The organism is uncultured Ruminococcus sp. (genome assembly GCF_946415235.1).
Classification (GTDB): Bacteria; Bacillota; Clostridia; order Oscillospirales; family Ruminococcaceae; genus Ruminococcus.
Window position 1 is genome coordinate 1 of record NZ_CAMKRR010000037.1, and the last position, 26,138, is coordinate 26,138.

General features: G+C 47.9%; 20 protein-coding genes, 1 pseudogene and 1 riboswitch. Of the genes and pseudogenes, 11 read left to right on the forward strand and 10 right to left on the reverse strand.

The window, feature by feature from the left end:
• Window positions 1-489: 489 nt before the first annotated feature.
• Genes Q0R37_RS08505 through Q0R37_RS08515 form a run of 3 tightly spaced genes read left to right on the forward strand, consistent with a single transcriptional unit; the run spans window position 490 to window position 6,736 of the window.
• Window positions 490-3,834: an EAL domain-containing protein gene (locus tag Q0R37_RS08505; protein WP_294753347.1), complete on the forward strand. Its 3,345-nt coding sequence runs from the start codon at window positions 490-492 to the stop codon at window positions 3,832-3,834.
• 28 nt (window positions 3,835-3,862) lie between these two features.
• Complete coding sequence (locus Q0R37_RS08510; protein ID WP_294753348.1) at window positions 3,863-5,788, forward strand: GGDEF domain-containing protein; 1,926 nt, start codon at window positions 3,863-3,865, stop codon at window positions 5,786-5,788.
• Window positions 5,789-5,797: 9 nt separating this feature from the next.
• A complete protein-coding gene (locus tag Q0R37_RS08515; protein ID WP_294753350.1) occupies window positions 5,798-6,736 on the forward strand; it encodes a hypothetical protein in 939 nt (312 codons plus the stop codon).
• 130 nt (window positions 6,737-6,866) lie between these two features.
• On the opposite strand, the gene Q0R37_RS08520 is transcribed toward Q0R37_RS08515, so the two are convergent.
• The 3 genes from Q0R37_RS08520 to Q0R37_RS15655 all read right to left on the reverse strand — a co-directional run bounded on the left by Q0R37_RS08520 (window position 6,867) and on the right by Q0R37_RS15655 (window position 8,285).
• Complete coding sequence (locus Q0R37_RS08520; protein WP_294753352.1) at window positions 6,867-7,331, reverse strand: ATP-binding protein; 465 nt, start codon at window positions 7,329-7,331, stop codon at window positions 6,867-6,869.
• A 65-nt stretch (window positions 7,332-7,396) separates the two neighbouring features.
• Window positions 7,397-8,095, reverse strand: a complete 699-nt coding sequence (locus tag Q0R37_RS08525) for a histidine kinase dimerization/phospho-acceptor domain-containing protein (protein WP_294753354.1) — start codon at window positions 8,093-8,095, stop codon at window positions 7,397-7,399.
• Window positions 8,082-8,285, reverse strand: a complete 204-nt coding sequence (locus Q0R37_RS15655) for a helix-turn-helix domain-containing protein (RefSeq protein ID WP_366517412.1) — start codon at window positions 8,283-8,285, stop codon at window positions 8,082-8,084. The genes Q0R37_RS08525 and Q0R37_RS15655 overlap by 14 nt, the downstream gene beginning before the upstream one ends.
• A 6-nt stretch (window positions 8,286-8,291) precedes the next feature.
• Between Q0R37_RS15655 and Q0R37_RS15660 the strand changes: the two genes are divergently transcribed.
• From Q0R37_RS15660 to Q0R37_RS08560, 7 genes and pseudogenes are all read left to right on the forward strand, one after another.
• Complete coding sequence (locus Q0R37_RS15660) at window positions 8,292-8,540, forward strand: hypothetical protein (protein WP_366517413.1); 249 nt, start codon at window positions 8,292-8,294, stop codon at window positions 8,538-8,540.
• Window positions 8,537-9,124: pseudogene (locus tag Q0R37_RS08535) on the forward strand (Gp15 family bacteriophage protein). The gene Q0R37_RS15660 and the pseudogene Q0R37_RS08535 overlap by 4 nt, the downstream one beginning before the upstream one ends.
• Window positions 9,125-9,336: 212 nt before the next feature.
• On the forward strand, window positions 9,337-11,109 hold the full coding sequence (locus Q0R37_RS08540) for a hypothetical protein (RefSeq protein ID WP_294753356.1): 1,773 nt from the start codon (window positions 9,337-9,339) through the stop codon (window positions 11,107-11,109).
• Window positions 11,110-11,547: 438 nt separating this feature from the next.
• Entirely contained in the window at window positions 11,548-11,916 is a 369-nt protein-coding gene (locus Q0R37_RS08545; protein WP_294753358.1) for a GntR family transcriptional regulator, read from the forward strand.
• Window positions 11,917-11,921: 5 nt separating this feature from the next.
• Window positions 11,922-12,851: an ABC transporter ATP-binding protein gene (locus Q0R37_RS08550; RefSeq protein WP_294753360.1), complete on the forward strand. Its 930-nt coding sequence runs from the start codon at window positions 11,922-11,924 to the stop codon at window positions 12,849-12,851.
• Window positions 12,823-15,054: a hypothetical protein gene (locus tag Q0R37_RS08555; protein WP_294753362.1), complete on the forward strand. Its 2,232-nt coding sequence runs from the start codon at window positions 12,823-12,825 to the stop codon at window positions 15,052-15,054. The genes Q0R37_RS08550 and Q0R37_RS08555 overlap by 29 nt, the downstream gene beginning before the upstream one ends.
• Before the next feature lie 260 nt (window positions 15,055-15,314).
• Window positions 15,315-17,003, forward strand: coding sequence for a GGDEF domain-containing phosphodiesterase (locus Q0R37_RS08560; protein WP_294753364.1), 1,689 nt, complete (start codon window positions 15,315-15,317; stop codon window positions 17,001-17,003).
• 74 nt (window positions 17,004-17,077) lie between these two features.
• On the opposite strand, the gene Q0R37_RS08565 is transcribed toward Q0R37_RS08560, so the two are convergent.
• The 6 genes from Q0R37_RS08565 to Q0R37_RS08590 form a co-directional block, all read right to left on the reverse strand.
• Window positions 17,078-17,764: an ECF transporter S component gene (locus tag Q0R37_RS08565; RefSeq protein ID WP_294753365.1), complete on the reverse strand. Its 687-nt coding sequence runs from the start codon at window positions 17,762-17,764 to the stop codon at window positions 17,078-17,080.
• 1 nt (window position 17,765) lies between these two features.
• Window positions 17,766-19,397, reverse strand: a complete 1,632-nt coding sequence (locus tag Q0R37_RS08570; protein WP_294753367.1) for an ABC transporter ATP-binding protein — start codon at window positions 19,395-19,397, stop codon at window positions 17,766-17,768.
• The gene (locus tag Q0R37_RS08575) at window positions 19,370-20,248 is read right to left on the reverse strand and encodes an energy-coupling factor transporter transmembrane component T (protein WP_294753369.1); all 879 of its coding nucleotides are present in this window, start codon (window positions 20,246-20,248) and stop codon (window positions 19,370-19,372) included. Before Q0R37_RS08575 ends, Q0R37_RS08570 begins: the two co-directional genes overlap by 28 nt.
• Window positions 20,245-22,074, reverse strand: a complete 1,830-nt coding sequence (locus Q0R37_RS08580; protein WP_294753371.1) for a DUF4430 domain-containing protein — start codon at window positions 22,072-22,074, stop codon at window positions 20,245-20,247. The genes Q0R37_RS08575 and Q0R37_RS08580 overlap by 4 nt, the downstream gene beginning before the upstream one ends.
• Window positions 22,064-22,990 (reverse strand): NPXTG-anchored protein, encoded by a 927-nt coding sequence (locus Q0R37_RS08585; protein WP_294753373.1) that lies wholly within the window; start codon window positions 22,988-22,990, stop codon window positions 22,064-22,066. Before Q0R37_RS08585 ends, Q0R37_RS08580 begins: the two co-directional genes overlap by 11 nt.
• A gap of 115 nt (window positions 22,991-23,105) precedes the next feature.
• A riboswitch (adenosylcobalamin-variant (AdoCbl-variant) riboswitch) is annotated at window positions 23,106-23,215 on the reverse strand.
• Between the two features lie 78 nt (window positions 23,216-23,293).
• Window positions 23,294-24,217: a DUF4846 domain-containing protein gene (locus Q0R37_RS08590; protein WP_294753375.1), complete on the reverse strand. Its 924-nt coding sequence runs from the start codon at window positions 24,215-24,217 to the stop codon at window positions 23,294-23,296.
• Window positions 24,218-24,485: 268 nt separating this feature from the next.
• On the opposite strand from Q0R37_RS08590, the gene Q0R37_RS08595 reads away from it, so the two are divergent.
• The gene (locus tag Q0R37_RS08595; RefSeq protein WP_294753377.1) at window positions 24,486-25,634 is read left to right on the forward strand and encodes a leucine-rich repeat domain-containing protein; all 1,149 of its coding nucleotides are present in this window, start codon (window positions 24,486-24,488) and stop codon (window positions 25,632-25,634) included.
• A 272-nt stretch (window positions 25,635-25,906) separates the two neighbouring features.
• On the opposite strand, the gene Q0R37_RS08600 is transcribed toward Q0R37_RS08595, so the two are convergent.
• On the reverse strand, window positions 25,907-26,138 hold a 232-nt coding region (locus Q0R37_RS08600), incomplete at its 5' end, for a DUF6809 family protein (protein WP_366517414.1).

Genomic DNA, 26,138 nt, shown 5'->3' on the forward strand with positions numbered 1-26,138 from the left:
TCATTATGCTGCTGAATACAGACATATTGCCTGCGGTTACCGCTCCGCCGATAAGCGCAAAGGCCATTACAGCGGCAGTGAACTTCTGCAAAGTTTTTTTCTTCATTATAACATCTCCTTATAAAAATTGCACATCGTATAATATTCGTCATATTTTACGACAAGTCATTAACGAACGCTTAAATTTTAACATATACCGTATATAATGTCAAGTCAAATATTGCTGTATATGACACAGATAAGTCGATTTCCGAACCTGCCGCTGCATTTCGGCAGCCTGCCGCTTCTGCGCTGTTTCGCGTCAAGGTTTAAGCAGCAGCATATTTTACATTTTGTCTATTGCTTTATAATAAGATATAATATATAATATTAGTGAATGTAAACGGTATTTTCGGGCAGCAGAGGAAAAAGCTGCTGTTTATGATAAATTCTGACATTTGAGCAGTATACGAAGCGGTGCGGAAGCTAACCGAGGAAAGGAATGATCTTATGGCAAGATCACGAAGCAGGCTTGCATTGTTTGTCGGACAGGCTGATGAAGCATATCAGAGCCGTTTTATCAGCGGCTTCAATAAGAAAGCTCTTGCTGCCGATCATGATGTATGCGTATTTTCAATGTATCGTAAATATCAGGATACTCCCGAAAACGAAAAGGGTGAATCCAACATATTCTCACTTATGAATCCCGACAGATTTGACGGAGCTGTTATACTCAAAGACAGCATACAGACAGAAAATGCTGCTCTTGAGCTTGAAGAAAGGCTCAAGGAGAGCTTTCACAAGCCCATAGTTGTAATAGAGAAGGAGAGCGACCTGTTCCCGAGCATATATATAGACGGTTATTCGGCCATATTCAATATCATCACCCATCTGATAGAGGTGCACGGCTGCCGTGATATCGCATTCGTTTCGGGCAAAAGGAACCATAAACACTCAAAGGAGCGCCTGCAGGCGTATCTTGACGCAATGGCGAAGGCGGGACTGCCCGTATCGGAAAAGCGCATAATCTACGGTGATTACTGGTATCAGAGCGGCGAGGTCTATGCCGAGCAGCTCCTTTCACAGGGCGAAGCTCTTCCCGACGCCGTTGCCTGTGCAAACGACCAGATGGCGATAGGACTCTGCAAGGCACTGACAGCCCGCGGCATACATATACCCGAGGATATAGCGGTCGTGGGCTACGATTCCACCTATGAGGGACAGACGAGCCCGTGTGCCATGACCTCGGCGCTTATCCCTGCGAAGGATTTCGGCGGCTATGCATTTGATTTCCTCATGAAGAAAATGAGGGGAGAGGTCCCCGAAGCCTTTTCGCTCCCGCCCGAAATACTTCTCGGCGAGAGCTGCGGCTGCCATAACGAGAATATGCCGCAGTATCAGATAAAGCGAAAAAAATGGGGAACAGAGGTATCGGAAGAGGGATACAACTCCCTGTTCAACAATATGGAGGCAAATCTCATCTCTCAGAGCTCCCTTCCGGAGTTTCTCAATTCCGTATACTCCTATATCTATCAGCTGGGAGATATAAGGGAATTCCACCTTTGCCTTGACAGCAGGAACGAAAATCTCGGCAATAGCGCCTGCATATCCAATGACGGATACGGCGGCAGCATGATCCATGCAGTCAGGTATTACAGCGATCACAAAAACAATCTTACAGGACTTGAAAGCAGGTTTGAGACTGCCGATATGCTTCCCGATCTGGACCTTGAACGCGATGCACCTGCCGCATACATATTCACACCTGTCTTTTTCGGAGAGAACTGCTTCGGCTATGCAGCGGTGAGATATCAGAACGAGCTCGACTCCTACGACGAGGTCTACAGGCGCTGGACAGATTCCGTAAACAGGGGCTTCGAGGTACTCAGGCGCAATATCTGTCTGAAAAATGCACAGAAGCGTCTTGAGCGCATACGCAACAGCAAGTTCGCCATATATTCCTATGCGTACGACAGTCTTGACGAAAAGGAAAAAGAGGACTACAGCCTTGTTTCAAAGATACTTGACGAGAACCTTTTCGACTATCATTTCCAGCCCATAATAAACACCAGAGACGGCAGTATTTACGCATACGAAGCTCTTATGCGCGCTAAGACCGAGACAAGTGTCTCGCCTCTTTCGATAATAAAATATGCCACCATGCAGGAGAGACTTTTCGACGTTGAGCGCTCGACGTTCCTGAATGTCCTGCGTATCGTCAGCGAGAACAAGGCAGATTTCGGCGATGCAAAGGTATTCATAAACAGTATCCCGGGAGTAATGGTCGGCGACGGAGACCTCTCAGGTATAAGCGAACATCTTGAGAAGATATCCGACAGGATAGTTATAGAGCTCACGGAAGAAGCAGAGCTGAACGACGACGACCTCATGAAGCTCAAGCAGTTCTATCGGAAGCTCAATATCGACATCGCTGTAGACGATTACGGAACAGGCTATTCCAACGTCAGCAATCTGCTGCGGTATATGCCCAATTACGTAAAGATAGACCATTCTCTCATAAGCGATATAAACAACCAGCCGAAAAAGCAGCATTTCGTCCGTGAGATAATAGACTTCTGCCACGACAACAATATACTTGCGCTTGCCGAGGGCGTCGAGACCACTGAGGAGATGCGCTTCGCCATAAATCTCGGAGCTGACCTTATACAGGGCTTTTATATGGCACTGCCGTCCCCCGAGATAATCGGTCAGATAGATGAAAAGCGCCGCAGCGAGATAAAGCAGTACTATCAGGAGCGCATTGACGGCGAGATGAAAAAGGTCTACTACGCGGGAAAGACCAACCGTATCCCCCTTGCCCAGCTTGTCAGGAACGGCTACAGCGAGATAGTTGTGGGCGGCGACGGAATGGTATACAAGGATATATCCATTATCGGCATCCCGCATATGAAGACCAATATCCACATCCGCACCGAGTCGGGCTACAGCGGCCGCATAACCCTTGAGGACGTATACTTCGCCAACATAAAGAAGCGCCCGTGCATCGAGCTCGGAGAGAATACTGACGCTGCGGTGGTGCTGCTCGGAACCAATACTCTTTTCGGCTCGGGAATAAAAGTCCCCGAATCCTCAAGACTTACCTTAGAGGGCAGGGGAGACCTTGAGATAGAGCTCAACGCCGCCGAGTTCTACGGTATCGGCAGCGATCATTATTCCCGCCACGGTGAGCTGATATTCGATCAGGACGGCGCGGTAAATATCAATTGTCACGGTCAGCGTGGAGTTGCCATAGGCTCGGGCCTCGGCGGAACTATCCTCATAAACCGCGGCGAGTACAATATAAAGTCCAATAACGAGGAATGTGTAGGCATAGGCGCACTTACGGGAGAAGTGGATATGTCTGTTAACGTATGCCACATAGAAGCGGATTTCATCGTAACGTCTGGAGTATTGATCGGCTCACTGGAAAACAGCGTATCGTTAAAAATGAAGCACTGCTCCGTATTCTTCTACGGATTTGGCAGGAGCATCTCCGTTATAGGTACCGTAAAGGGCAGGAAAGTCGAAATACACACCAACAGGATAGGTGCGGAATTCAATGTTACGGCAGACAACTCCACACTTTTCGGAGCGCTTGACGGAGCTTCCGGCATAAAAGCCGCCGACTCCGCGTTCAAGTTTGAAAGCACAGGCAAGCAGGCGCTTCTTTTCGGCGGAAACAATACCGAAACAACAGTCGAACTGTTGAATTCGGACACACAGGCGGTAGTTCACTCCGCAATAGGGAAGGACACCATGGCACCTGATGAGAATGTACGTATCATAAACGGAAGAAGAAAAATAACAATAAACGACGAAGAGGTCGAAAGACCGATAATATATGACTACACATGATCTGACGGACGAGAGGTGAAAAAGAGTTATGATCAATTCTCTTAAAACAATAGCGTTTTTTGGCTGTTCACTGACGAGCAGGTACAGGCAGGGACTTTGTCAGTGCTTTAATATCGCTGCAAAGAAAAGAGGCATGAATATAGTCTACTTCAATTCTCTCGGCAGGATAGGAGAAAAGAACACCGAATTCAGCGAATGTGAGCTTGACATAATCGACCATGTAGATCTGGATGTATTTGACGGTATAATATATGACGGCGAGGGCTATAACGTCGAAAGCATGGCGGAAAAGGTCATAAACAAGCTTCGCGGGGCGAAATGTCCTGTTGTATCTATCAGCGGTCATGTTGACGGCTTTTACAATATAGATTTTGAGGACGCATCGGGTATGCGCAAGCTGGTGGAGCATTTCACGGACGTACACGGACACACGAGAATAGGCTTTATGTCAGGCTTTCTAACTCACCCCGACGCACGGCTGAGACTTGAAGTATTCAGGTCGGTGATGAGGGAAAAGGGGCTTCCCGAGGACGGCGCAGGCATTTTTGAAGGCGACTTCTGGTTCCATAAGGGCGATGAGGCTGCGGACTTCTTCCTTTCCCGCCCCGAGCGTCCCCAGTCCGTAGTATGTGCCAATGATTATATGGCAATATCGCTCATATCGGCGCTGAAGCGCAGGGGCATAAAGGTGCCCGATGACATAGCCGTATCGGGCTTTGACGGTACCATAGAGGGACGGCAGTTCATACCCCACCTCACTACCGCGACCCGTGAAAGGGAGGATATCGCCGAGAAAGCGATATCGCTCCTTGTGAGCCTTGATAAGAATACCGATACCGATACAGAGCTCTATGTGTCGCCGAGGACCATATTCGATCAGTCCTGCGGCTGCAGGATCGTGGATTATGAAACAGAGGCGAGGAACCTTGATGACATATACAATGATGTCAGACTGTTCGGCTATTGCCTCAATGATGCGGAAGCCGCCATGCTCAAGCTGAATAAAGTCGAAAAGCTTGACGAGCTTGAAGACGCATTCAGAAAATGTGCCACCAACTTTGGCGACTACTCGGCGTTTTTCCTGTTTTTGCAGACAGACCGCAAGGGAAGGCTCTCCTGTTCCTGCGACTTTGACGAGCCCTCGGATAATTTCCGTCCTGTTATATGGATAGACGAAAAGGGAACATATGTAAAGCCCGATGAGACAGGGCAGACCTCGGGATTTATCCCTTATACAGCCGATACGGAGACTCCTCATTTTTACTATATAATGAGCTCCTACTGTGCCGAGAAGATGTTCGGATACGCGCTTATAGAAATGAAAAGTGACGATATATTCAGCGACTTCTACAACATTTTCCTCCTGAACCTTTCCGTGACCCTTGAAAGGCTCTGGAAAAACGACAATATCAATCAGCTCTACGAACAGCAGAAGGCACTTTACGAAAAGCAGATGGAGCTGAGCATACACGACGAGCTGACAGGCATACTTAACCGCCGCGGCTTCAACGAATACTCAAAGGCTGCAATAAAGCGGCTCAGAGGCAGGACAGCTGTATGCACCATGGTAATAGATATGGACGGACTTAAGCACATCAATGATGTGTATGGCCACAATGAGGGCGACTTTGCCATAAAGATGACCGCGCATATCATCACGGAATGCTGTAAGTCGGGCGAAATAGCAGGCCGTGCGGGCGGAGACGAATTCTATATCTACGCCTCGGATTACACTCGTGAGAAGCTTGACAGCTTCAGCCGTGAGCTTGTTCGTCTGTGCGATGAATACAACGAAAGGCGTGAAAAGCCCTACAGGATAGAAATGAGCTTCGGCGCTTACCTCTGCGAGACCGATAACAGCGGCAGCATAGAGGACTTCCTGAAGATAAGCGATACAAATATGTATGAGCAGAAAATGTCCAAGCACGGCAGAAAAAACAGAGGATCATATTAGGAGAAAAACATGAGAGTAAGATTTCATCTTCCTGATTTTTCGGGAAGCTTCAAGCTTAATCTGCTTTTTGCGGAAATGCTTAAAAATCACCCCGAATTCTTCCGCGAGGGAGTGGAGATCGCTTCCTTTTACGGAGTTTTCCCGCCCTGTCTCTGGAACGGCGGCAGGTCGCAGGGCGGCAATACGGACAAAAACTATATGAAAGCCGTTATCAGGGAGTTCAATGAACGCGGTATCCCGCTGCGCTTTACCTTTACCAATATCATGCTTGAAAAAAAGCATCTCAGCGACGAGCGCTGCAATATGATGCTGCATCTTGCGGATAACGGCATGAACGGGGTCATAGTTGCCTCCGGTCTTCTTGAGGAATATCTCCGCAGGGAGTATAAAGGCTTTAAGCTTACAAGCTCCACCTGCAAGCGCCTTGATACGATAGAGGGGCTCATAGCCGAGCTTGAAAAGGACTATCACATAGTTGTGGCAGATTATGATCTTAACAACAGGTTTGAGCTCCTTGAAAAGCTGCCGCGCAAAAAGGACGTGGAATTTCTTGTGAATGCCTGCTGCCAGCCCGAATGTCCCACGAGGCTTCAGCACTACAAGAGCATAAGTCAGCAGCAGATAGCCTTTTGCAGTCATATAAAGAAGTATCCCAACGTCCCCTTTGACTTTGAGAAATACGATCCCGGGCATCTTAGCGGCTGTGAGTATTCCAGGCGCAGCATATTTGATATACGCGGACTGAAAACACATATCTCTCCCGATGACATATGGGAAAAATACGTACCCATGGGATTTGAGCAGTTCAAGATAGAGGGCAGGACAGCCACCGCGCTCAACAAGATAGAGACCTATATGTACTATATGGCAAAGCCCGAGCTGCGGGAACAGGCGAGATATTTCCTGATGAACATGATGGAGGACAGCGGAGCGCTGATCTTTACTTGACATTAGGGAGCATGTATTTTTCGGGTATAATAAGCAATTGCGAACGCCATACGCACAATAAACCAAACACCTTTTACCGATAACAGAAAAAGCCATAAGGAAGCAGAAGTTTCCTTATGGCTTTTGTTTTTCAGTTCTGTTTCGGGCACACAACGGTGATATTCATGCAGCCTGAATTTGTATCGGCGTAGATACTTCCGTTCATGAGCTCCATAAGTCTGCGGCATATATAAAGTCCCAGACCGCTGCCCTGCTGAGAGCCCGTATTGGAGCTCCGCCAGAAGCTGTCGAAGATATGCGGCAGCTCGTTATCGGGAAGAGTGCAGCCTGTATTTGTCATAGTGATAAGGCGGCAGTTCTCCTCGTCGGAAAAACTGAGTGAGATACTGTGTCCGTCGCCGTATTTTATGGCATTTTCGATGATATTCTGCAATACCTCTTCGAGCCTGTCCGCATCTCCGCGGAGCAGACAGTTGCTGTAATCGCCCGTACTGAAAGCAGTCCCCGTGACGGAGAGCTTATCGCTGTAGTATTTTTCGATATTGCCTATGACATCGGAGAGATAGAATTCCGAGTCCTTCACTTCAAAATCCATAACGTCCGTGCTGAGCTTGCCTGACAGCTCTATGACTATCCTTTCGATCTCATCGGACTTTTCGTTTATACTTTCGGCTGCGGCGAGCTGTTTTTCGGGAGAGGAATATATCCCTTTGAAAGCGCCTTTGAATAGAGCTTTATTGCGGAAAGGGGAGTTTTGATATCATGTGACAGCGAAAGCAGGAAGGTCTTTTCGTTTTTGGCGTATTCAAGCTCCTTCTGACGGGAGCGCTCAAGCTCCTGTCTGAGCATATCCAGTCCCCAGATGAACCTGCCGAAGAACCTGCTCTTATGCTCCTTAAGGGGCAGCACGAGATTTTTTTTGGAGAGCTGTTCGGGCAGACTGCTCAGTTCATTGAAGGGCTTGAGTATCCTCTGCCTGATATAAATGAAGGCAGCTGCCATGATGAGCGTGAACACCCCGAGGACTATATCCACTGCTATGAGTATGCCGCTGCTTTTCTGCGGCTTGTCTGTATATTCAATACGGTAGAGCTTACTGTTTATTTCCCTGATAAGGTACTCATTTTCGGAGCTGTAGAAGTCATCGCTGCCGTCGTATTCAAATATCTCCGTGATATCAGCGTAATCGTCGGCACTTACCTGTCTGCCGTTCAGAAGCTCCTGTTCTATGCGGTTTGCTTCGACCCTGTACAGAAGGACTACCGACCTGTTCTGCTTCAGCAGGACAGCATTGACGGTCAGGAAAAAAACTGCCATGAGAACAATAAAAACCGCAGTGATCCTGTCAAAGCTTTTCATCCGAGCCCTCCCAGCGATAGCCCTTGCCACAGACGGTCATTATCCTCTTCGGCTCTTTCGGATCGGCTTCTATCTTCTGCCTCAGCCATTTGATATGTACCGTCAGGGTCTGGGGCTCAGACTCGCTGTCCGAACCCCATATCCTGTTGAAAATGAAGTCCTTCCCGAGAGTTTGTCCCTTGTTTGCCATAAGCAGATGAAGCAGAGCGAATTCCTTTGTCGTCAGATTGAGGGGGACGCCGTTCTTTTCGGCGCTGCCCTCGGCAAGGTCGAGGGTGATATCGCCGTCGGTGAGCTTGTCGATAGCGAGCCGGCGTCTGAATATCCCTTTTATTTTAGCGATAAGTATATCTATATCATAGGGCTTCTCGATGTAGTCGTCAGCGCCGAGGAGTATGCCGTTGAGCTTGTCCTCCTTGTCTGTTCGTGCAGTAAGAAAAAATGATAAATGCGTTATACGAGCCGTTCCCGGAGCACATAACGGTTGAGGGTGACGAGTATCCGATCATAACCGACTTCCGGGACTGGCTTCGCTTCGCAGACCTGATGCGCGATTCAGACGTCAGCAAACGCGACAAAGTCTATCTGCTGTCAGATTAGTTCGAGACACGGCCTAAGAAAATAAACGGTAAAACCGTGAACGCTCTCTTTGATTTCTATTATGCCCGTGAGCTTGAGCCCGATGCTGACGATGACGAAGCAGCTGATGACGTTGATGATACTGTTATAAAACCGCCTGTGTTTGATTGGCGAATAGATTCCCGATATATCCTCGGGGACTTCCGTCATTATTATGACATGAACCTTCTGTCCATTGATTATCTGCACTGGTGGGAGTTCAGATGTTTATTCGCAGCTCTCCCCGATGACTTTCAATGCCAGAAGCGTATGGCGTATCGAGGCATTAAGCTCGGCAGCATCAAGGACGATAAGGAACGCGCACGAATTGCTCGGATCCAGCGCAGCATCGCAATACCTTACGAAAATGAAGATGATATGATAGCTGCGGCGTTTGGAGGACTTATATAAACGAAATAAAACTGCCTCCGCTGCGGCGTATATGGGTACGCTGCCCGCATTGCGGGGCAAAAACGATCTTATACGATAATACAGCAGAGTGCAGCGGAGTGTATATAAAATGCACTCGCGGCTGTAAAAAAGAATTTGAACTCAAAATAATAAACGGAAAACAAGTGCAATGAGCCATTGAGCCGCACAGTCCATCATAAGGAGGGATTGTTGTGGCTTTTGATGGCACTCTAAAATTTGATACCGAAATAGTTACCGAAGGCTTTAAATCAGGTCTTGAGAAGATAGGAAGCTTTGCCAAAAAAGGCATGGCTCTTGTCGCAGGAGCTGTCACAGCAGCCTCAGGTGCTATGGTCGCACTCGGCAAGAGTGCGCTTGATGCTTATGCTGACTACGAGCAGCTGACAGGCGGTGTATCGACACTTTTCGGCACTCAGGACAGAAGCCTTGAGGAATATGCTGCAAGTGTAGGAAAGTCTGTTGATGAGGCTCGTGGTGAGTATGATAAGCTCTTACAGGCGCAGAACGAAGTCCTTGGCAACGCTTCGGAAGCGTTCAGGACAGCAGGTCTCTCGCAGAATGAATACATGGAGACAGTCACATCGTTCTCCGCAGCTCTCATTGCTTCCCTGGGCGGTGATACACTTAAGGCGGCAGAAGTCGCAGATAAGGCTATCATCGACATGGCGGACAACGCCAACAAAATGGGAAGCTCAATGGAGAGTATCCAGAACGCATATCAGGGCTTTGCCAAGCAGAACTATACTATGCTTGACAACCTTAAGCTCGGATACGGCGGTACTAAGTCGGAAATGGAGCGTCTGCTCGCAGATGCGGAAGCCATTTCAGGCGTACACTATGACATAGAAAGCTATGCGGACGTAGTCGAGGCTATCCATGTTATCCAGGACGAAATGGGTATCACCGGCACGACCGCTAAAGAAGCAGCTGAGACCATAAGCGGTTCTGTAGCTTCCGCAAAATCAGCATGGAGCAACATGGTTGTCGGCATAGCCGATGAAAATCAAGATTTCGAGAAGCTTGCAAGTGATTTCTTAGATAGTGCCGCAACAGCTGCTGAGAATATACTCCCCAGAGTCGAGACTATCCTCGGCGGAATGGGCAAGCTCGTAACGTCTATGAGCGGCGTCATTGCTGATGCTTTTGTAGGCTTTACTGAATACATACCCGACCTCACCGAGGCAGGCGTATCACTTGTGGACGCGCTCGTGCAGGGTATGGTCGACAACGCTCCTGCACTTGCAATGGCAGCTGCGGATGTTATTCAGGCTCTTGTTGATACAATTGCAGACAGCCTTCCTGAGTTAATACAAGCTGTTCTTGATATTATTGTATCACTGGCCAAGGCAATTGTTGCGGCAGCACCCACGATCTGCAAAGCGATTATTGACCTGATTCCTATTCTGATCAATGCTTTAATTTCCTCAATCCCTACAATTCTTAACTGTATTACCGATATTATCAATGCAGTGGTCGAAGCTCTTCCTGATCTTATTATTATGCTTGTTGAAGCGCTTCCTGATATCATTGTTGCAATTGTCGAGACTCTGATCGAGGCTATTCCGCAGATACTGGAAGCGGCTGTGCAGATGTTCATGGCTATCGTCGATGCTCTTCCCGAAATCCTTGTAGCCCTTGTTACAGGTCTTGGAGAGCTCCTCGGTAAAATAGGAGAATTCCTCAAGAACATCATAGTATCAATAGTACAGTGGGCTATTGAAATGCGAGAAAAGGCACGACAGGCGGCAAAGGACTTCCTCGACAATGTTGTTACCTTCTTCAAAGAGCTCCCCGGCAAGATATGGGATAACCTTACGGCAGCAATCAAGCACGTTATCTCCTGGGGCCTTGAGCTCAGCAAGAACATGGTCGAAGGCCTCTGGAACGGCATCAAAAATATGGGACAGTGGATCAAGGATAAGATCTTTGGCTTCGCTGACGACATAATATTTTTATGCCTGTAATAACTGATTTTATAGCAAATTTCCGAGTGTGAAATTTAAATAATCCTTAAATAGTCATTTCGGCGGAAAAACGCTCCGAAACCGTACTTCCTGCACATATGTCATATAATGATTTTAACATTTATGATAAATAAATTCAAGTGAAGAGCCGTTAATAAAAATGGGCAGATAACTTTTTGGGTGGTCGGGAGCTGACGGGAGTTTGCGAAATTGCCCGAAACTACAAATGCAAATTCGGTCAAGACCGCCATTTATGGCGCTTGTCTTGGCCTTGACCGAATTTGTATTTGTGGTATAATAAGCAATTGCGAACGCCGTATAAAAAATTTTACCGTAAAAATAAAAAAGGGCTTGACAAACTGAAAAGGATGTGATATTATATGAGTGTAATAACTGTACTAACGTACATAGTACACTTCCTACAGAAAGGAGCTGCTTATGTTTTCAATTGACCTGACAAGCCGCGTACCCATTTATGAGCAGATATATCAGAAGATCGTCATGCTTATCCTCAACGGGACACTTGCAGCAAACGACCAGCTTCCGAGTGTAAGGATACTTGCCAAGTCTGCGGGAGTAAACCCCAATACCGTATCCAAAGCCTATCAGGAGCTTGAACGCAGCGGTGTTATCTATTCCGTCCCCGGACGGGGGAGCTTTGTATCAGCACAGAATTTTGATGAATTCCGCAAAAAAATAATGGCGGATTTTGATACGGCTGTGAACGAAGCATTTGAAAGAGGGATGTCTCCCGAAGATCTTAAAGCAAGGATCGACACTTTATACTTATCTTACGGAAAGGAATGACAATTATGATCGAACTGAAAAATACAGTAAAGAAGTTCGACAGCTATACTGCTCTTGACGGGATAGACCTCAGGATTGAAAAGGGTACTGCTTTTGGTCTGCTCGGTTCAAACGGTGCGGGAAAGTCAACTATACTCAGACTTATATCAGGCGTTTACTCTCCCGAATCGGGAGATGTCCTCGTTGACGGCGAAAGCGTTTTTGACAATGTCAGCGCCAAGAACAAAGTATTTTTCATAAATGACGAAACTGTTCAGTTCGGCAGCTTTACGCTGAAAAAGCTCAAGAACTACTATAAGGGCTACTATCCGTCCTTCTCGGAGGAGATATTTGAGAATCTCCGCAAAAAGACGGGACTCCCCCTTGAAAAGAAGATAAACACCTTCTCAAAGGGCATGAAGAGGCAGGCGATAGTTATAATCGGACTTGCTTGTTGCACTGATTATCTGCTTCTTGACGAAGCCTTTGACGGCCTTGACCCCACAATGCGTATCATAGTGAAGAAGATGCTTGTCGATGCCATGCTTGACCGGCAGCTCACCACAGTGATCTCGTCCCACAATCTTAAAGAGATAAACGAGGTGTGCGATACAGCCGCCCTTCTTCATGACGGAAAGATAGTATTCTCCCGTGATATAGATGACGTCAAGGGCAGCGTCCACAAGATACAGGTAGTATTCGGCAAGAATGAGGACGGTTCATCCGCAGAGTACACCAAGGAAGATTTCGCCGCAGACGGAATAGAGGTGCTGCACTTTGAGCAGAGCCGGAGCATAGGCTCGATCATAGCAAGGGGCGATATTGAGACGATAAAGGCGTCCCTTGTACAAAAGCATCCTATCCTCACAGAAGTCATACCACTAACGCTTGAAGAAATATTTATTTACGAACTGGAGGTGCTCGGATATGACAGCAGCGACAACATCAGCGAATAAGAAGAGTTACTTCTCTGTACGGTTTATGAGCAAGCTTTCGGACGATATGAAGCTTTTTATTTCAAATCTGTTCTTTCAGCTGCTTTGCCTGCCCGTTATCGCAGGTGTTCTGTTAAGGGAATATTACTTTGAAAACCTTAACATTGAATATGATGATTCCGAGATCGTGCCATTTATTTTCATTGCGGTGATATCCTTCCTCCTGAGTGTTGCAATGGGTGTCATTATCCCTATGATGAATTTCCGCTACCTTTACAACAAATCACTTGTGGATATGAACTATTCACTTCCGCTGAATAACCGCCAGCGCTTTTTTGCAGATTTCTTCTCGGGACTTTCCGTATACATTATCCCCGCACTGATAGGTGCAGCCGTGGCGGTCACCGAGCTGCTTATAGGCTCTGCCTTTATAGACATATCGGATGTTCTGAAGTATATGTCTGAATATATCCGCATGGGCACAATTGTTATCGCAGGCATGATACTGCTGTACACTCTCTCGGTATTTGCCATCGGTTTTGCGGGCAGTACCTTTGAGGCTCTGTTCAGTATTGCAGCCGTTAATATCATGATACCCGCATTTATATGCATTACATGGTTCAATATCGTGAATGCAGCTCATTTCGGACTCAGTGAAGAAGCTATCATCAAAAATTTCGCTTTCTTCACAACAAGCCCCGCAGGAGCAGTCGGATATTTCGTACACTCTGCATCTGTCAGCAGCTTCAACAGATATTCGTCATCACTGACAGACTCCATGTACTTCAATTTCATGATAAGGACGCTGCTGTTCACAGCCGCAGTCGTATTTGTTACATATCAGCTCTATAAGCGCCGCAAGGCAGAGGACGTATCCAAGCCCTATGTATACAAAGCGTTCTATTATGCGATCATGTCCGCAGCAGTTTACTGCATTTTCTCGCTTCTGCATATGACAAAGCTTTCAAGCGGTATTCTGTCTGCTTTCATCATAAGCGGCATACTCTGGTTCGTAATGGAAGTTATAAGACGCCGCGGATTCAAGCGCTTCTGGACGGCAGCTGTCAGCTTTGCTCTGACAAGTGCTGCGGTTATCTGTGTTATCAAGACCATAGATGTTACTCAGGGACTCGGCAGAGCGAAGACCGTACCGTCTGCTTCTTCCGTCACCGATGTAGAGATCGAGATGTATTCTTTTTTAGACTCCAAATACATCTCTCATGACAAGCAGATAATAAATGACGTTATTGAGCTGAACAAGGAGCTTGTAGACCGTCACATCCATTATGATGAATACGAATATGAGATGTCGGATTTTGATCCTGATGTGTTTGCAGGCAACAGACAGCATAAAGGAAGATATTTTGTGGATGCAAATAACATCACCATGACATATTACACAGGCAGCGGTGCAGCCATTGTCCGCAATTATCATGTACCCTCGGAAATGCTCACCGATCTCGCAGGGGATATCCTGACGAGTGAGGAGTACGCAAACAAGATCGCAGACGAAATGTACAAAAACAGCCTCAGAAGAGAAGGCTATGAATACTATGCTCACTATGATGATCGCTATGATAATCTGGACTCAGATGAAGCCAAATACTGTTCGTTCAATATCAATGATAAGGTCAATGTCGGAAAACTTGAAGTTTTTACAGCCGCTGAGGGTAAAGAGCTTACCGAAGCCATACGCAGGGACATCACAGATATGACACCCGAGGATCTCCGCAATTCCGAGTATTACTGCGAGCTGGAAAATCAGATAATTACCTCTGCATTTAAAAATACCATAGATTTCTTTGAAAAGCATGATGTTAAATACAAGAAGAACTCGGAGGAACTGATCGACGAAATAGACTATTCCGAAAGAACCATAATAATAAACTCTGATCCCGAGTATATTTTCCCTAAGGTGCTTTTTGAGAACAATAAAGGCTACGGCTATATACGCAGCTATGAGTATGATACATCATCCGGATTTATAAAGCTCACCACCACTCTTTCAACAGGCGCTTACTCAAGAGGCGGCGGATACGAAAGCGGTAACGTAGGAATTGACAGCAGCAATAAAAAAGCAGCCGAACAGCTTCTGGAAATTGCATCTCCTGTTGTGGCAGGTGAGAAGGTCATAGCTGAAATACAGATCTCCAATGCGTATCTTTATATTCCCGATCGTCCGGGCTATCGTGATATAGTTGAAAGCGCAAAGGCAGCACTGTGAACGCAGCACTTGACGATCTGAGCCATATATATTCAATAAATGAAAAAAAGGCTGTACCGCGTATGATGCGGTACAGCCTTTTGCATGAAAAAAGAGTGATAAAAAAGCCTTTTATTGTGTCGGGCGTTATATTTTTTTTATAGCATAAAAATGACTTGATTTTTAACCTGTTTTATGTTACAATAACACTGTGCGCTTGCGATTAACAGGTGGTATAATTATTACAGATTTATCCATAAAAGGAAATTGGGTGAAGTAAAATGAATATGAGTGACGCATCAGCGCTGCGGTTCTATAAGCTTTTCGGAAAGCTTGCATCGGCTGCCGCAGATGTTGATACAGTCTCTGATCTTAAGCTCATAAAGGAATTACTGAACGAAATTGCTCCGATGCTCAGGCTTTCGAGGATAGCGGTGCGTATATACCGTAATCCCACGGAAGAGCGGTTCGGCAGAGGCGAAACGATTATCTGCTTTGATACGGGAATTGAAGGAAATGCGGTGCATGAACTGCGGTCTGTCACCAAGCTCATGTCCGTGGTTGCAATGACAGTGTATATGGACAAAAGCGAACCCGCACTCTCCGATGATGAGTTTGAAAAAACCGACCTTGTGGCAAGGACGGTGCTTGCGTTTATCAGCCGCAGCAAATGTCAGGACATGGTTAAGGAGCTCGCGTTCTATGATGATGACGGATTTCGCAATATCCGCAGCTTTTTCAACTATCTTTCATGGAAGGGAAAGCCCGGGGAACTGAACAATATGTCCGCCCTCAACTACAATATAAGGCATTTTTCCCTTGTAAACGAAGAATTCGGCAGAAATGCCGGTGATAAGGTGCTTCACGCTCACTATAAGCATATCAGTGATATGATAGGAGAAGCAGGCATGATATCCCGACTCGGCGGCGATGCATTCGTCTGCATATGTCAGCGTTCGGTGCTGCCCGAGCTGCTTGAATATCTTACGGAAGCCGAAGTGACCTTCGATCAGGACGGAGGCACGGTATCCCTTACGTCAAGTGTGGGAGTATTCAATATCCCCGACGGATATGCGGTACGCAACCCCAACGATATAATGGGAAAGATAATGCACGCATACAATATCGCCCGCAACGGCGGACACCAGAACATCGTATTCTTTGATGACCACCTTCTTTATGAAAGGGACTATGCAAAGAGGATACAGCAGCATTTCCCCGAAGCACTGCGTAACCGTGAGTTTCATGTATTCTATCAGCCGAAGGTGAATATAAACGGAGAGATGTGCGGAGCAGAGGCGCTCTGCCGCTGGTTCCGCAACGGAGAGATAGTTCAGCCTATCAAATTCATACCTGTGCTTGAAGAGACGAGCGATATATGCAAGCTTGATTTCTTTATGCTGGAACAGGTGTGCAGGCATATCCGCAAGTGGCTTGACGAGGGGCGCGAGGTAGTGCGTATATCCGTGAATTTATCACGCAAGCACATGATGGACAGCAATCTGCTCACTTCCATAATGGAGATAATAGAGCGGTATGATATACCGCATGAGTATATAGAGATAGAGCTGACCGAGACCAATACGGACGTTGAGTTCAAGGACCTTCAGCGCATCGTTGGCGGTTTGCAGAAAGAAAAGATATATACCTCCGTGGACGATTTCGGTATAGGCTATTCATCGCTCAATCTGATACGTGTCATTCCGTGGAACGTCATCAAGGTCGACCGCAGTTTTCTGCCGTGCGGCGAAGAAAACGAGGACAGCGTCTGCAACATCATGTTCAAGCACGTTGTTTCAATGGCAAAGGAAATGGGACTTGAATGTATCGTGGAAGGCGTAGAAACGCCTGCACAGCTTGAAGTCCTCCGCGACAACAACTGTGAGCTCGCACAGGGCTATCTCTTTGACAAGCCAATGCCTGTTGAAGAGTTTGAAAAGCGACTTGACATGAAGAGATATGCCATATGATATTTCCGAGGGCATACCGAGAATAAAACGAAAACGTAAAAAGCTGCATCACTTGTGCTTGTGATGCAGCTTTTTTATACTCCGTACTTGATTTTTATGCGTCCGAGCTTTTCACCGAAGGGCTTTGCAAGGAGAAAGAGGAACAGCACATTTGACACGGCATAGGACACGGTGTACGGAACAGCCGACACCAGTGCCGCAAGGTATAGCTTTATGTCGAAGCCCTGATTATACCACAGAACAGTCCAAATATCCATGATAAAGGAGTAAGCGATACCCGTCAGAGCGCCGTAAAGCAGGAGAAGTATTCGGCTTTTCAGGAGCTTTTCCGAAAATATCCCCGCTAAAAAACCGATAAGTCCCCACGCAAGCATCTGGAATGCCGTCCACGGTCCCTGTCCGAAGTAGAAATTGGACAGCACAGCGGAAAGAGCTCCCACAAGGAAGCCCGCCTCACCTCCGAGATAGAGGGCGGTGATTATAGTCAGCGCCGCAACGGGCTTGAGGAAGGGGATAAATCTTCCCGCAAAGCACATAGCCGTCATTACTGCGGCTATGACCAAGCGCCGTGTGCCAGTGGACTTTTTTTCAAAGCCTGCCGCAAAGAGCAGAAGCGAGAATACCGCAGCTGCAAGGGAGATTATGATATGCTTTTTTTCGTCAAAGGCGAGAGCACCGAGTATTGCTATCGCGGGTATTACCGCAAAGGGCACTGTTATTTTTATTACGTTCCGCAGCTTATTGTTTCCGATAAGGAGCATCTCATCGCTCCTTTCTGCCGTTGAGGCTGCAAAGCTTCACAGCGTCCTCAAGGGTAACGGCGTTGTCGAAGCAGCCTCTTGTCATGCGGCTAACCGCTGTCGTATAGAAGCTGTTTCCTGCGAAGAACTCGTTGGGAGCACCGATGCCGACGATACTGCCCGCGAAGAACATGGCGCACCTGTCGGCAAAGGCAGCAGCGAACTCAACGTCATGAGTGACAGTCACGACGGTTATCTCTCTGTCTCTCAGACTGCGGAGAATGCTTATTATGTTAAGCTTAGCCGAAGCGTCAAGACCCTTTGTGGGCTCGTCAAGGAGCAGCAGCTTCGGCTTTGCGGCAAGCACCTTAGCCAGAGAGATGAGCTGCTGCTCGCCCCCTGAAAGGTCATAGGGGTGCTTATCCATGAGATGTGATATGTCATACGGCAGCTCCGTAATATCAGCCCCACATTCGTCAAGCTCCTCACGCACCGTGCTTTTGAGAAATACGGTCTGCACGTCCTGAGGGAGCATGGCAAGGCACTCGCGGTAAAGCGAGCGGTTCCTGTATTCCTTCAGCTTTTTCCCGAAAATCTTTATACTGCCGCTGTACGCTTTAAGAAGTCCCGCCGCAGCCGAAAGAGCTGTGGTCTTTCCCGAACCGTTCCCGCCGAGTATGCAGAACAGCTCCCCGCAGTATATTTTCAGGTTTAGCCCGCTGAGAATATCCCTGTCGTTCCTCTCGTAGCGGAAGTACACGTTTTTGAATTCCAGTGCGGCTTCCCCGGAATGGCTGCATGATGCCTGCGGCAGTCCGCGAGTAGTATTCCCGAAGCTGTTTTCAATAAAAGACCTGCCCTCGCGGACTGTCAGCGGACAGAGTCCGCTGCCTCCGAGCTCGGCGTAGAGCCGAGCTGCCGCAGGCATACCGCAAAGGATATCCTTCCGTTCTTTCAGCTTTGCTATCACATCTCTCGGCGGCGCATCGGCGATAAGCGCACCCTTTTCCATAACGAGCAGCCTGTCGCATAGGGGAACGACTTCCTCAAGGCGGTGTTCGGCGATGACAATGGTTATGGAAAAGTCACTGCACAGCCTTTTCAGCGTAGCTATGAAGTCCGCAGAGGCAATGGGGTCAAGCTGGGCGGTGGGTTCGTCGAGTATGAGCAGCTGCGGCTGCATGACCAGCACGGAAGCAAGATTGAGGAGCTGCTTCTGACCGCCCGAAAGCTCCGAAACGTCCTTGTCATACCATTCGCCTATGCCGAAGTAGCTTGCCATTTCGGCAATTCGCCGTGATATCTCATCAGGCGGAGTGCCGAGGTTTTCAAGTCCGAAGGCAAGCTCGTGCCAGACCTTGTCCGTAACGGTCTGCTGCTCGGGATCTTGCATAACGAAGCCTATGGCGGACGCAGCTGTCATATAATCGAGCTCTGCAAGGGGAGCTCCGCAGAAGGCGATTATGCCGCTCATATCCCCCACAGGCGTGAGCTCACGCTTGAGCATACGCAGCAGGGTGGACTTGCCGCTTCCCGTAGCGCCGCAAAGAACTGCGAATTCGCCACGTTCAAGGCTGAAAGACACGTTTTTCACCGCAGGCGAGCTGCATTTCGGATATGTAAATGTCAGATCCCTGACCGCAAGAATTTCCACCTGAGACTCACCTCCGTTTCAATGATAATGGGGAGCATGATAAGCGCTCCGTATGCAATGAGCCCTGCTTTGCCGAGCTTGTCGGGAGCTTCCGCACTTATGGTCGGATAGAATGAAAAATCAAGAGAGCCGCTGCCCGCAGCAGCAGCCGCTATACCGAGAAGCACAAGTGAAGCAGCGAGCAGTGCGATGTCCGCCGCCCTGAACCCGAACCTGCGGAGCTGAGTCCGCCTGTGAGTGCCGAAGCCCCTTGCCTCCATGCTGTCGGCGGTGATAATACCGTTTTCAAGAGCCCATGTGACGAGTATGGAGAAACCCCGCGACTTTCCCTTTATATCGTCGATGATGTTGTCGTCCTTGTAAAGTCCCATTGCCTTCTGTGCGCTGTTTATCTTCGCGGACTGCCTGCTGAACAGGGGCACGAACCGCAGAGCCATTGACAGTATCAGTGACAGCTTCGGGGATAGAGCCCCCGTAATATAGAGCAGCTTTTCACTTGTCATTATCTGCGTAAAGGACCTGAACCAGTACAGAACTCCCACTATCATAGCCGCGGAGTTCAGACCGTACAGGGCAGCCTCAAGAGTTACGGGGTTATGATCCATAACGAAGAGGACAGTCTTTCCGTTATGGGATATGAGGGGATTTGCCAGTGCGAGTATCAGGAACAGCCCCCAGAAGAAGAGATGCTCTTTCCCGCGGGAAAGTCCGCTGCGTAATATGAAAAAAGCAGCTCCGCCCAGCAGCGACATGAGCATGATAAGTGGATAGCTGCTGAACATGGCTATTCCCGTAACGCTGAAAAACCACACTGTTACAGCTATGGGGTTGTAATCGGAAAAGCTTCTCATTGTTCGTATACCTCGTTAAGGTCGTGACCTATCTCGCAGGTGTAGAGCCATTCTATCCTGTCGCCGTCTGAAAGCTCATACTCCCCGCAGCTCCTTGAAGGAGCAATGCCGTTCACATGGTACACCCAGCCCGAGAGGTCGCCGAAATCGTATTCGTAAATATAGTTTATGCCCGAAATATAGACCATACCGTGAGCGCTGCCCGCACTGCCCTTGTTCTCAACCTGTATGCCATAGGTCTGAGCAGCCTCCGTAAGGATATCAAAAACGGTCTCGCCCGCTTCAAAGTCAAAGGCAGTAGGCGGCAGTATAACGCCGTCCGCAGGGATATGCCCCGACTCCGACCTGCCTGCGATAGTGTCGCAGCGGATCTCCATGGTGACAGTTCCCACCGCATTTTCCTTGACCTTTTTACTGCCGCTGTAGTATTCCCCGGGGGAGCTTATATCCGTCACAAGCACAAGTATCACGGCTGCACCTGCGATAATGCCGATAAAGATGAAGTTCTTGAAGCTCCTCTTGCCGATGATGAGAAGTATAAGTGACAGAACAGCCGCAGAGCAGATGATTATGATGATGACCTTCGGCTTATAGCTGCCCTTTGAGACTTGTTCCTCATCGCGTATCTCTGCTGCGTGAGCAGATGTCACGGCAGCTGTCTCTGTATCGGAAGAAGAGGAGACAGCAGTTGCTGCTGTCTGTGTCCCTGCGGCTTTTGAAGCGGACACTGAGGTCGTAACAGCCGTCTTTGCTGTTGAACTCTGCTTTTCTTCCGCAGCTGTTACTGTTGAAGCTGCCGCCGTTTTTACATCATCTGTATCCCCCTGTGCGGGAGCTTCCGTCTGCGGCTGAGGAGCCTCCTTATTCCTGCGGTTATCCAGTATGAGCAGGGGAGACTTTCCCTCGGTCATACGTCTGAACGCCACAAAGGAGTAGTACGCCTGCACTGTTGCGGTCTCGTTTGTCTCGCCGCCCTCGGTATGCGAAAAGCTGCCGTCGGGCAGACGGAAATGCACTATACCGTCGATAAGGTCATTGCCGTTCTTGATAAATCTCTCATCGTAACGGCAGTCGATACCAAGAGCCGAAACAGCCGTCAGCACCTGAGCCGTGCTTTCGGGATTGAGGCTGCCGAAGCTCTGATAGCAGCCGCTGTCGAGCTGCTTCCGCGACATAAAGTCAACAGCCCTGTCCACCGAGTCCCTGACGCTGCTTTTGCTGTGATAGTAGGGCGCAAGAGCCTGTACTGTCATAGCCGTAACGTCAATATCGCCGTAGTCTCCGAAGAGCGCCCAGCCCCCGTCATCATACTGCATGGAAAGTATGGTATCCACCACCGACTCCGCCGTGAACCGCGAACAGGTATAGCCGTTATTGAGTATATGAAGTCCGTATATCCAGCTCATCATGCCCTGCTCTCCTATGGAGCTGTCAAGGATATCGGATATATAGCTACTGTCGCTGCCTGCGGCGCAGAGCGCCAGTGCGTATTTCTCCCTTGACGTAGCAGAGGAGATGTTATTGCTGCCGATATATTCCGTAAGCGAGCGTTCATAGGCTGAAAGGTCTGTATATCCGCACTGGCTCAGTGTAAGCGCATACCAGTCCGTAGCAGTTCCCGCGCCCTCGGCGATACCGTTGCCGAGCCATTCCTCCGTGCTTCCCGCCCCTGCCTGTCCGAGCTTATAACTGACGATACCGCCGATAAGGTCATCGACCTCACCGACGGTATGATCGCTGCATTCGGCGCTGAATGGCACGATGTACAGTGACAGTATCATTGCGGACATCAGGCACAGAAGCCCCGACAGTAACTTATTCCTCATCTCTGCGTCTTAAAGCGAAAGCAGCTGCGGCAGCGGCTGCAAGACCGACGAATGTGATGCCTGCACCCTTTACGCCTGTTTTAGGCGAGTTTGAGCTGCTTGCTGTAGTAGCAGCCTTTGTTGTTGCAGCCTTTGTTGTAGTAGCTGATGTTGTGGTCGTTTCAGCGGCAGTCGTAGTCGTAGTTGTTGTAGTAGTTGTTGCCGCAGTTGTTAAGCTTGCGTCAACATTTACCATATATATGGGCGGAACGAGATTGACCTTATCGGAAGCGGCACTGACAGTATTCATGCCCTCCTCAGTGAGCTTTACCGTCACCTTGCCATCTGCGTCCGTAACGAAGTCTGTTGCCTTGCCGTTTATGGTTATTTTAGCTCCTTCCACAGCCTTTGACTGCGGAGCGTAATTTTCATCAAAATATATCTGTGAGAGCCTGAGCTCCACCTCGGATCCCTTAGCTGTATCCTGTCCCTTCTTTGCGTCGAAGAAGCTGTATGAATCACTGTAATTATTGGTATCCGAGTAAATAAAAGCCACGAGCTGATCGTCGTTTTTAATTTCATCCGCAAGTCCCATAGCCATGCCGTCATTCACGTAATAGCCGTAGCTTCCGCCGTTTTCTACACCCCAGAGCTTGTCAAGCTGAAGTCCGTACTGTCCGACGGAGGATTTGTAGCCTGCTGACGCGCCGCCCTCGAACTTATTCTCGTGAGCGATATAGAGAGCGTCGTTGATAGTCAGCTTTCCGTCGCTGTCGATATCGGTAACTGTAACGGGCTCTTCTGCGAGGGCGAAATTCTTATTCGCATCTGCAACAGTAACATAGACCTGAGTATCGTTTTCCGCTGCGTAAGCGTTCATTCCCGCAGCCGAGAAGGAAATAAGCATTGCAGCTGCCATTGCGAGTGTCTTTTTCATAATACCGACTCCTTTTAAATAAAAAAATAGTATCGACAACAAAAAAAGCTTTTCCGCGGTGCAGAAAAGCGCAGCAAAACAACTCCGCACACAGATGCGAAGTCGGCGGCATACGTTTTTCATTGTCCAAAAACGCTGATTGCCTGCAATGTCTGACGAGCGATCCGACTGTACGGCAGTGACTGCTGCGACGGAATTTCACCGTGCTTCCCTCAGTTTCAGACTGCAATTCAATTATACTAACATTATAGCACAAGGAAAAACGTATGTCAAGCGGCGTATCTCCGCAGATACGCAGATATTTTAAAACCCGTCCTTCCATCGGAGTATGTCATTTTTTCCGAAGGGGAAGGTGCCGATAACGAATGAGTCCTTTTCAAGCATTTCCTGAGTATACCACGGAGTATACGTACTGCCCTCCGTCCTTGACAATATATGGAAGCATACTGACGGGATAAAGCTCTGACCGAAAAGATAGCATTTCTCGCCCTTTTCGTTTACTGCCTCGTCAACAACCATAACGACATGGGTATCATTACAGATGATATCGCCGATACTGAGCTCATCAACAGAGATGTGCCTTGATTCCTTCTGCAGTGAGAGTGTGCCCGCATAGCGCATCACCTCTTTGAGGTAGTTTCTGTACTGCTGTTCGCTGTCGCCGGGTAGCGCTGCAGGTATCTCGCAGGAAAAGCCTGCAAAGGCGAGCATCCTTTTTCCTTTTTTCCAGTTGTTGTAGGAGCATACGTCGCCGTTTGAGAACATGAAGGATATTTTATCATACTGACCTCTTTCGTAGAAGTAATCGCTGTAAAGCCTTATAACGCTGTCAGCGCACTGCTGATAGCCGTCCGTTCCGAGGCTTATATCAAATACAGCGGCGGCATCGGAATAATCCATAGCAGTCCCGTCATATACAGGGAGCTTGATATCGTCGGGCAGCAGCGGGTAATTCCTGAGGTATTCGCAGAAGCTGCCTTTTTCAGCGGGTATGCGTACATAACCGTCCGGAGGAGTTATACGTGTCCCAAGGTTTTTTCCGTCGGGAATCAAATTCTGTATCTCATAAAATCTGCCCGCAGGCTCTATTTTCAGCTCAGCAGCTTTCCATTTCGGGTTTGCGCGGAAATAAACGGCAGTCAGTGCCGCAGCTATAATAGCTGTCAGGAATATGATACGTGCGGTTTTCTTTTTTGGCTTTTCCGCAATTTCCTCGTTTTTTTTCATAGCTGTCCCGTTCCTTTCACGGAGTTATTGATGATATGATTTTAGCATATCCTCTTTTGTATGTCAAGGCGCAGAGACGCCCGCTGAATAAGCTGCTGTGAAATGATATCAGTGTCATTACAGCACTGTTCTGCCTGACTGATATTAACTTTGTAGTAAATTAACAAATTATTTGTTGACTTGTAAACAAAAATGCGATATAATAATAATAACTTAAGACTATTATGAAATAAAGCATAAATAAGTGAATGAAAGAAGGCGGATCAAAATGTATGTACAGGGTAAATGCTACAAATGCGGCGGTATCCTTGCTGTTGACGATGCGGAAGACGCTTCCGTATGCCCGTTCTGCAAAAAGCCCTTTATCGTTGGAAAGGCTATAGAGAAATATAACGAAACATCACATGATGATATCGGTCCGATAAAGACTTCCTACAATTATGACAGTGATTTCGTTGTGGAGAGAAGCATACTGATCCGCTATAACGGCTATACCAAAAGTGAGGTAAGGATACCTGACGGCATCACGGTCATAGGTGAAACAGCTTTTCAGGGCATGAATAATATCGAGACCGTCTATATCCCCGAGGGAGTGGAGCTCATAAGCGAGGGAGCGTTTTCGGGCTGCAAGAATCTTCATTCCATTTACATCTCCGAGGGCGTAGAGACTATAGACAGGGACGTATTCAACGGCTGTATAAGCCTTAAAAACGTAGTACTCCCCGAAAGCGTAAAGAATATCGAAGCAAGCGCGTTCACAGGCTGTACGAGCCTTGAATCCGTGAATATCCCTCAAAATATCGAACTGCTCCCGTGGCGTATCTTTGAAGGCTGCACCAGTCTGAAATACATAGTCATACCGAGCAGGGTAAAGACCATCGAGGACTACGCCTTTGCCGAGTGCACGGCGCTGGAGGAGATCAAATTCGAGCGTATGCATTCCGATGAGGAAGCTTCCGAAGGCATTATCAGAATAGGTATGAACGCATTCAGAAACTGTACCGCACTTAGCGGCGTGAACATTCCCGACACGGTAAAGTATATCGGAAATCAGGCATTCAGAGGCTGTTCAAGTCTGAAAAAGCTGTTCATACCCGCAGGCATAAAAGCGATATATCCTCTTGCTTTTGCTGACTGCACGGGGCTTGAGCAGGTCATATTTGAAGGAGAAACCGAGCTGTACAGAGGAAGCAACCCGTATAAATACGAGAAAAATTCCGCGACCTTTTATAACTGTCCCAAGCTCCTGAATGTGACCTACAGCAAGCTGCAGAAGAATTACTGGGCATTTCCCGCATATATGAGATCAAAGGAGCCTGTTTATATCGAAAGCGGCGTGTGCAGGTACTGCGGCGGCGAATTCAAGGGCCTGTTTGATAAAGTATGTTCCGTATGCAAAGCACCGAAGGACTATTGACACTAAGCTGATGATGACGCCCTCTGCTGTTAGTGTGATAAAAGTCTTGCCGTCAACCGTGACCACATCTATCTCAAACAGTGTTCTGCGCAGCTCAGCATACTTGTTCGTTTCAGCTTTTGTGTTCTTTTCAGCCATTCGATCATACTCCTTCCAATGATTCCGTTCATGTTTCCTATGTGATTTGAATTGTTAATTTTAACATTCTCCTTTTTAATAACGTAAAAAGGGTACGGCTCTGTCCGTACCCTTTCCATTTGTTTTTTGATTTGTTATTTCAGGTTCTCGCTGCTGCCGAACATCACATCTATGATAAGCTCGGCACAGTCACGGAAGCCTTGTATGTAGCTTTCCGCTACGATTGTCTCGGACAGTATTCCCTGCATATCCGTTATCTCGTTCAGCAGTTTCTTGTCGTCAGCCGACAGCCGTTTCTCCAGTGTGTCGCACATGCCAGTTTTGTGTCGATGATGTCGCTTGTGTAACCTTCGGCAAGGCCAAAGC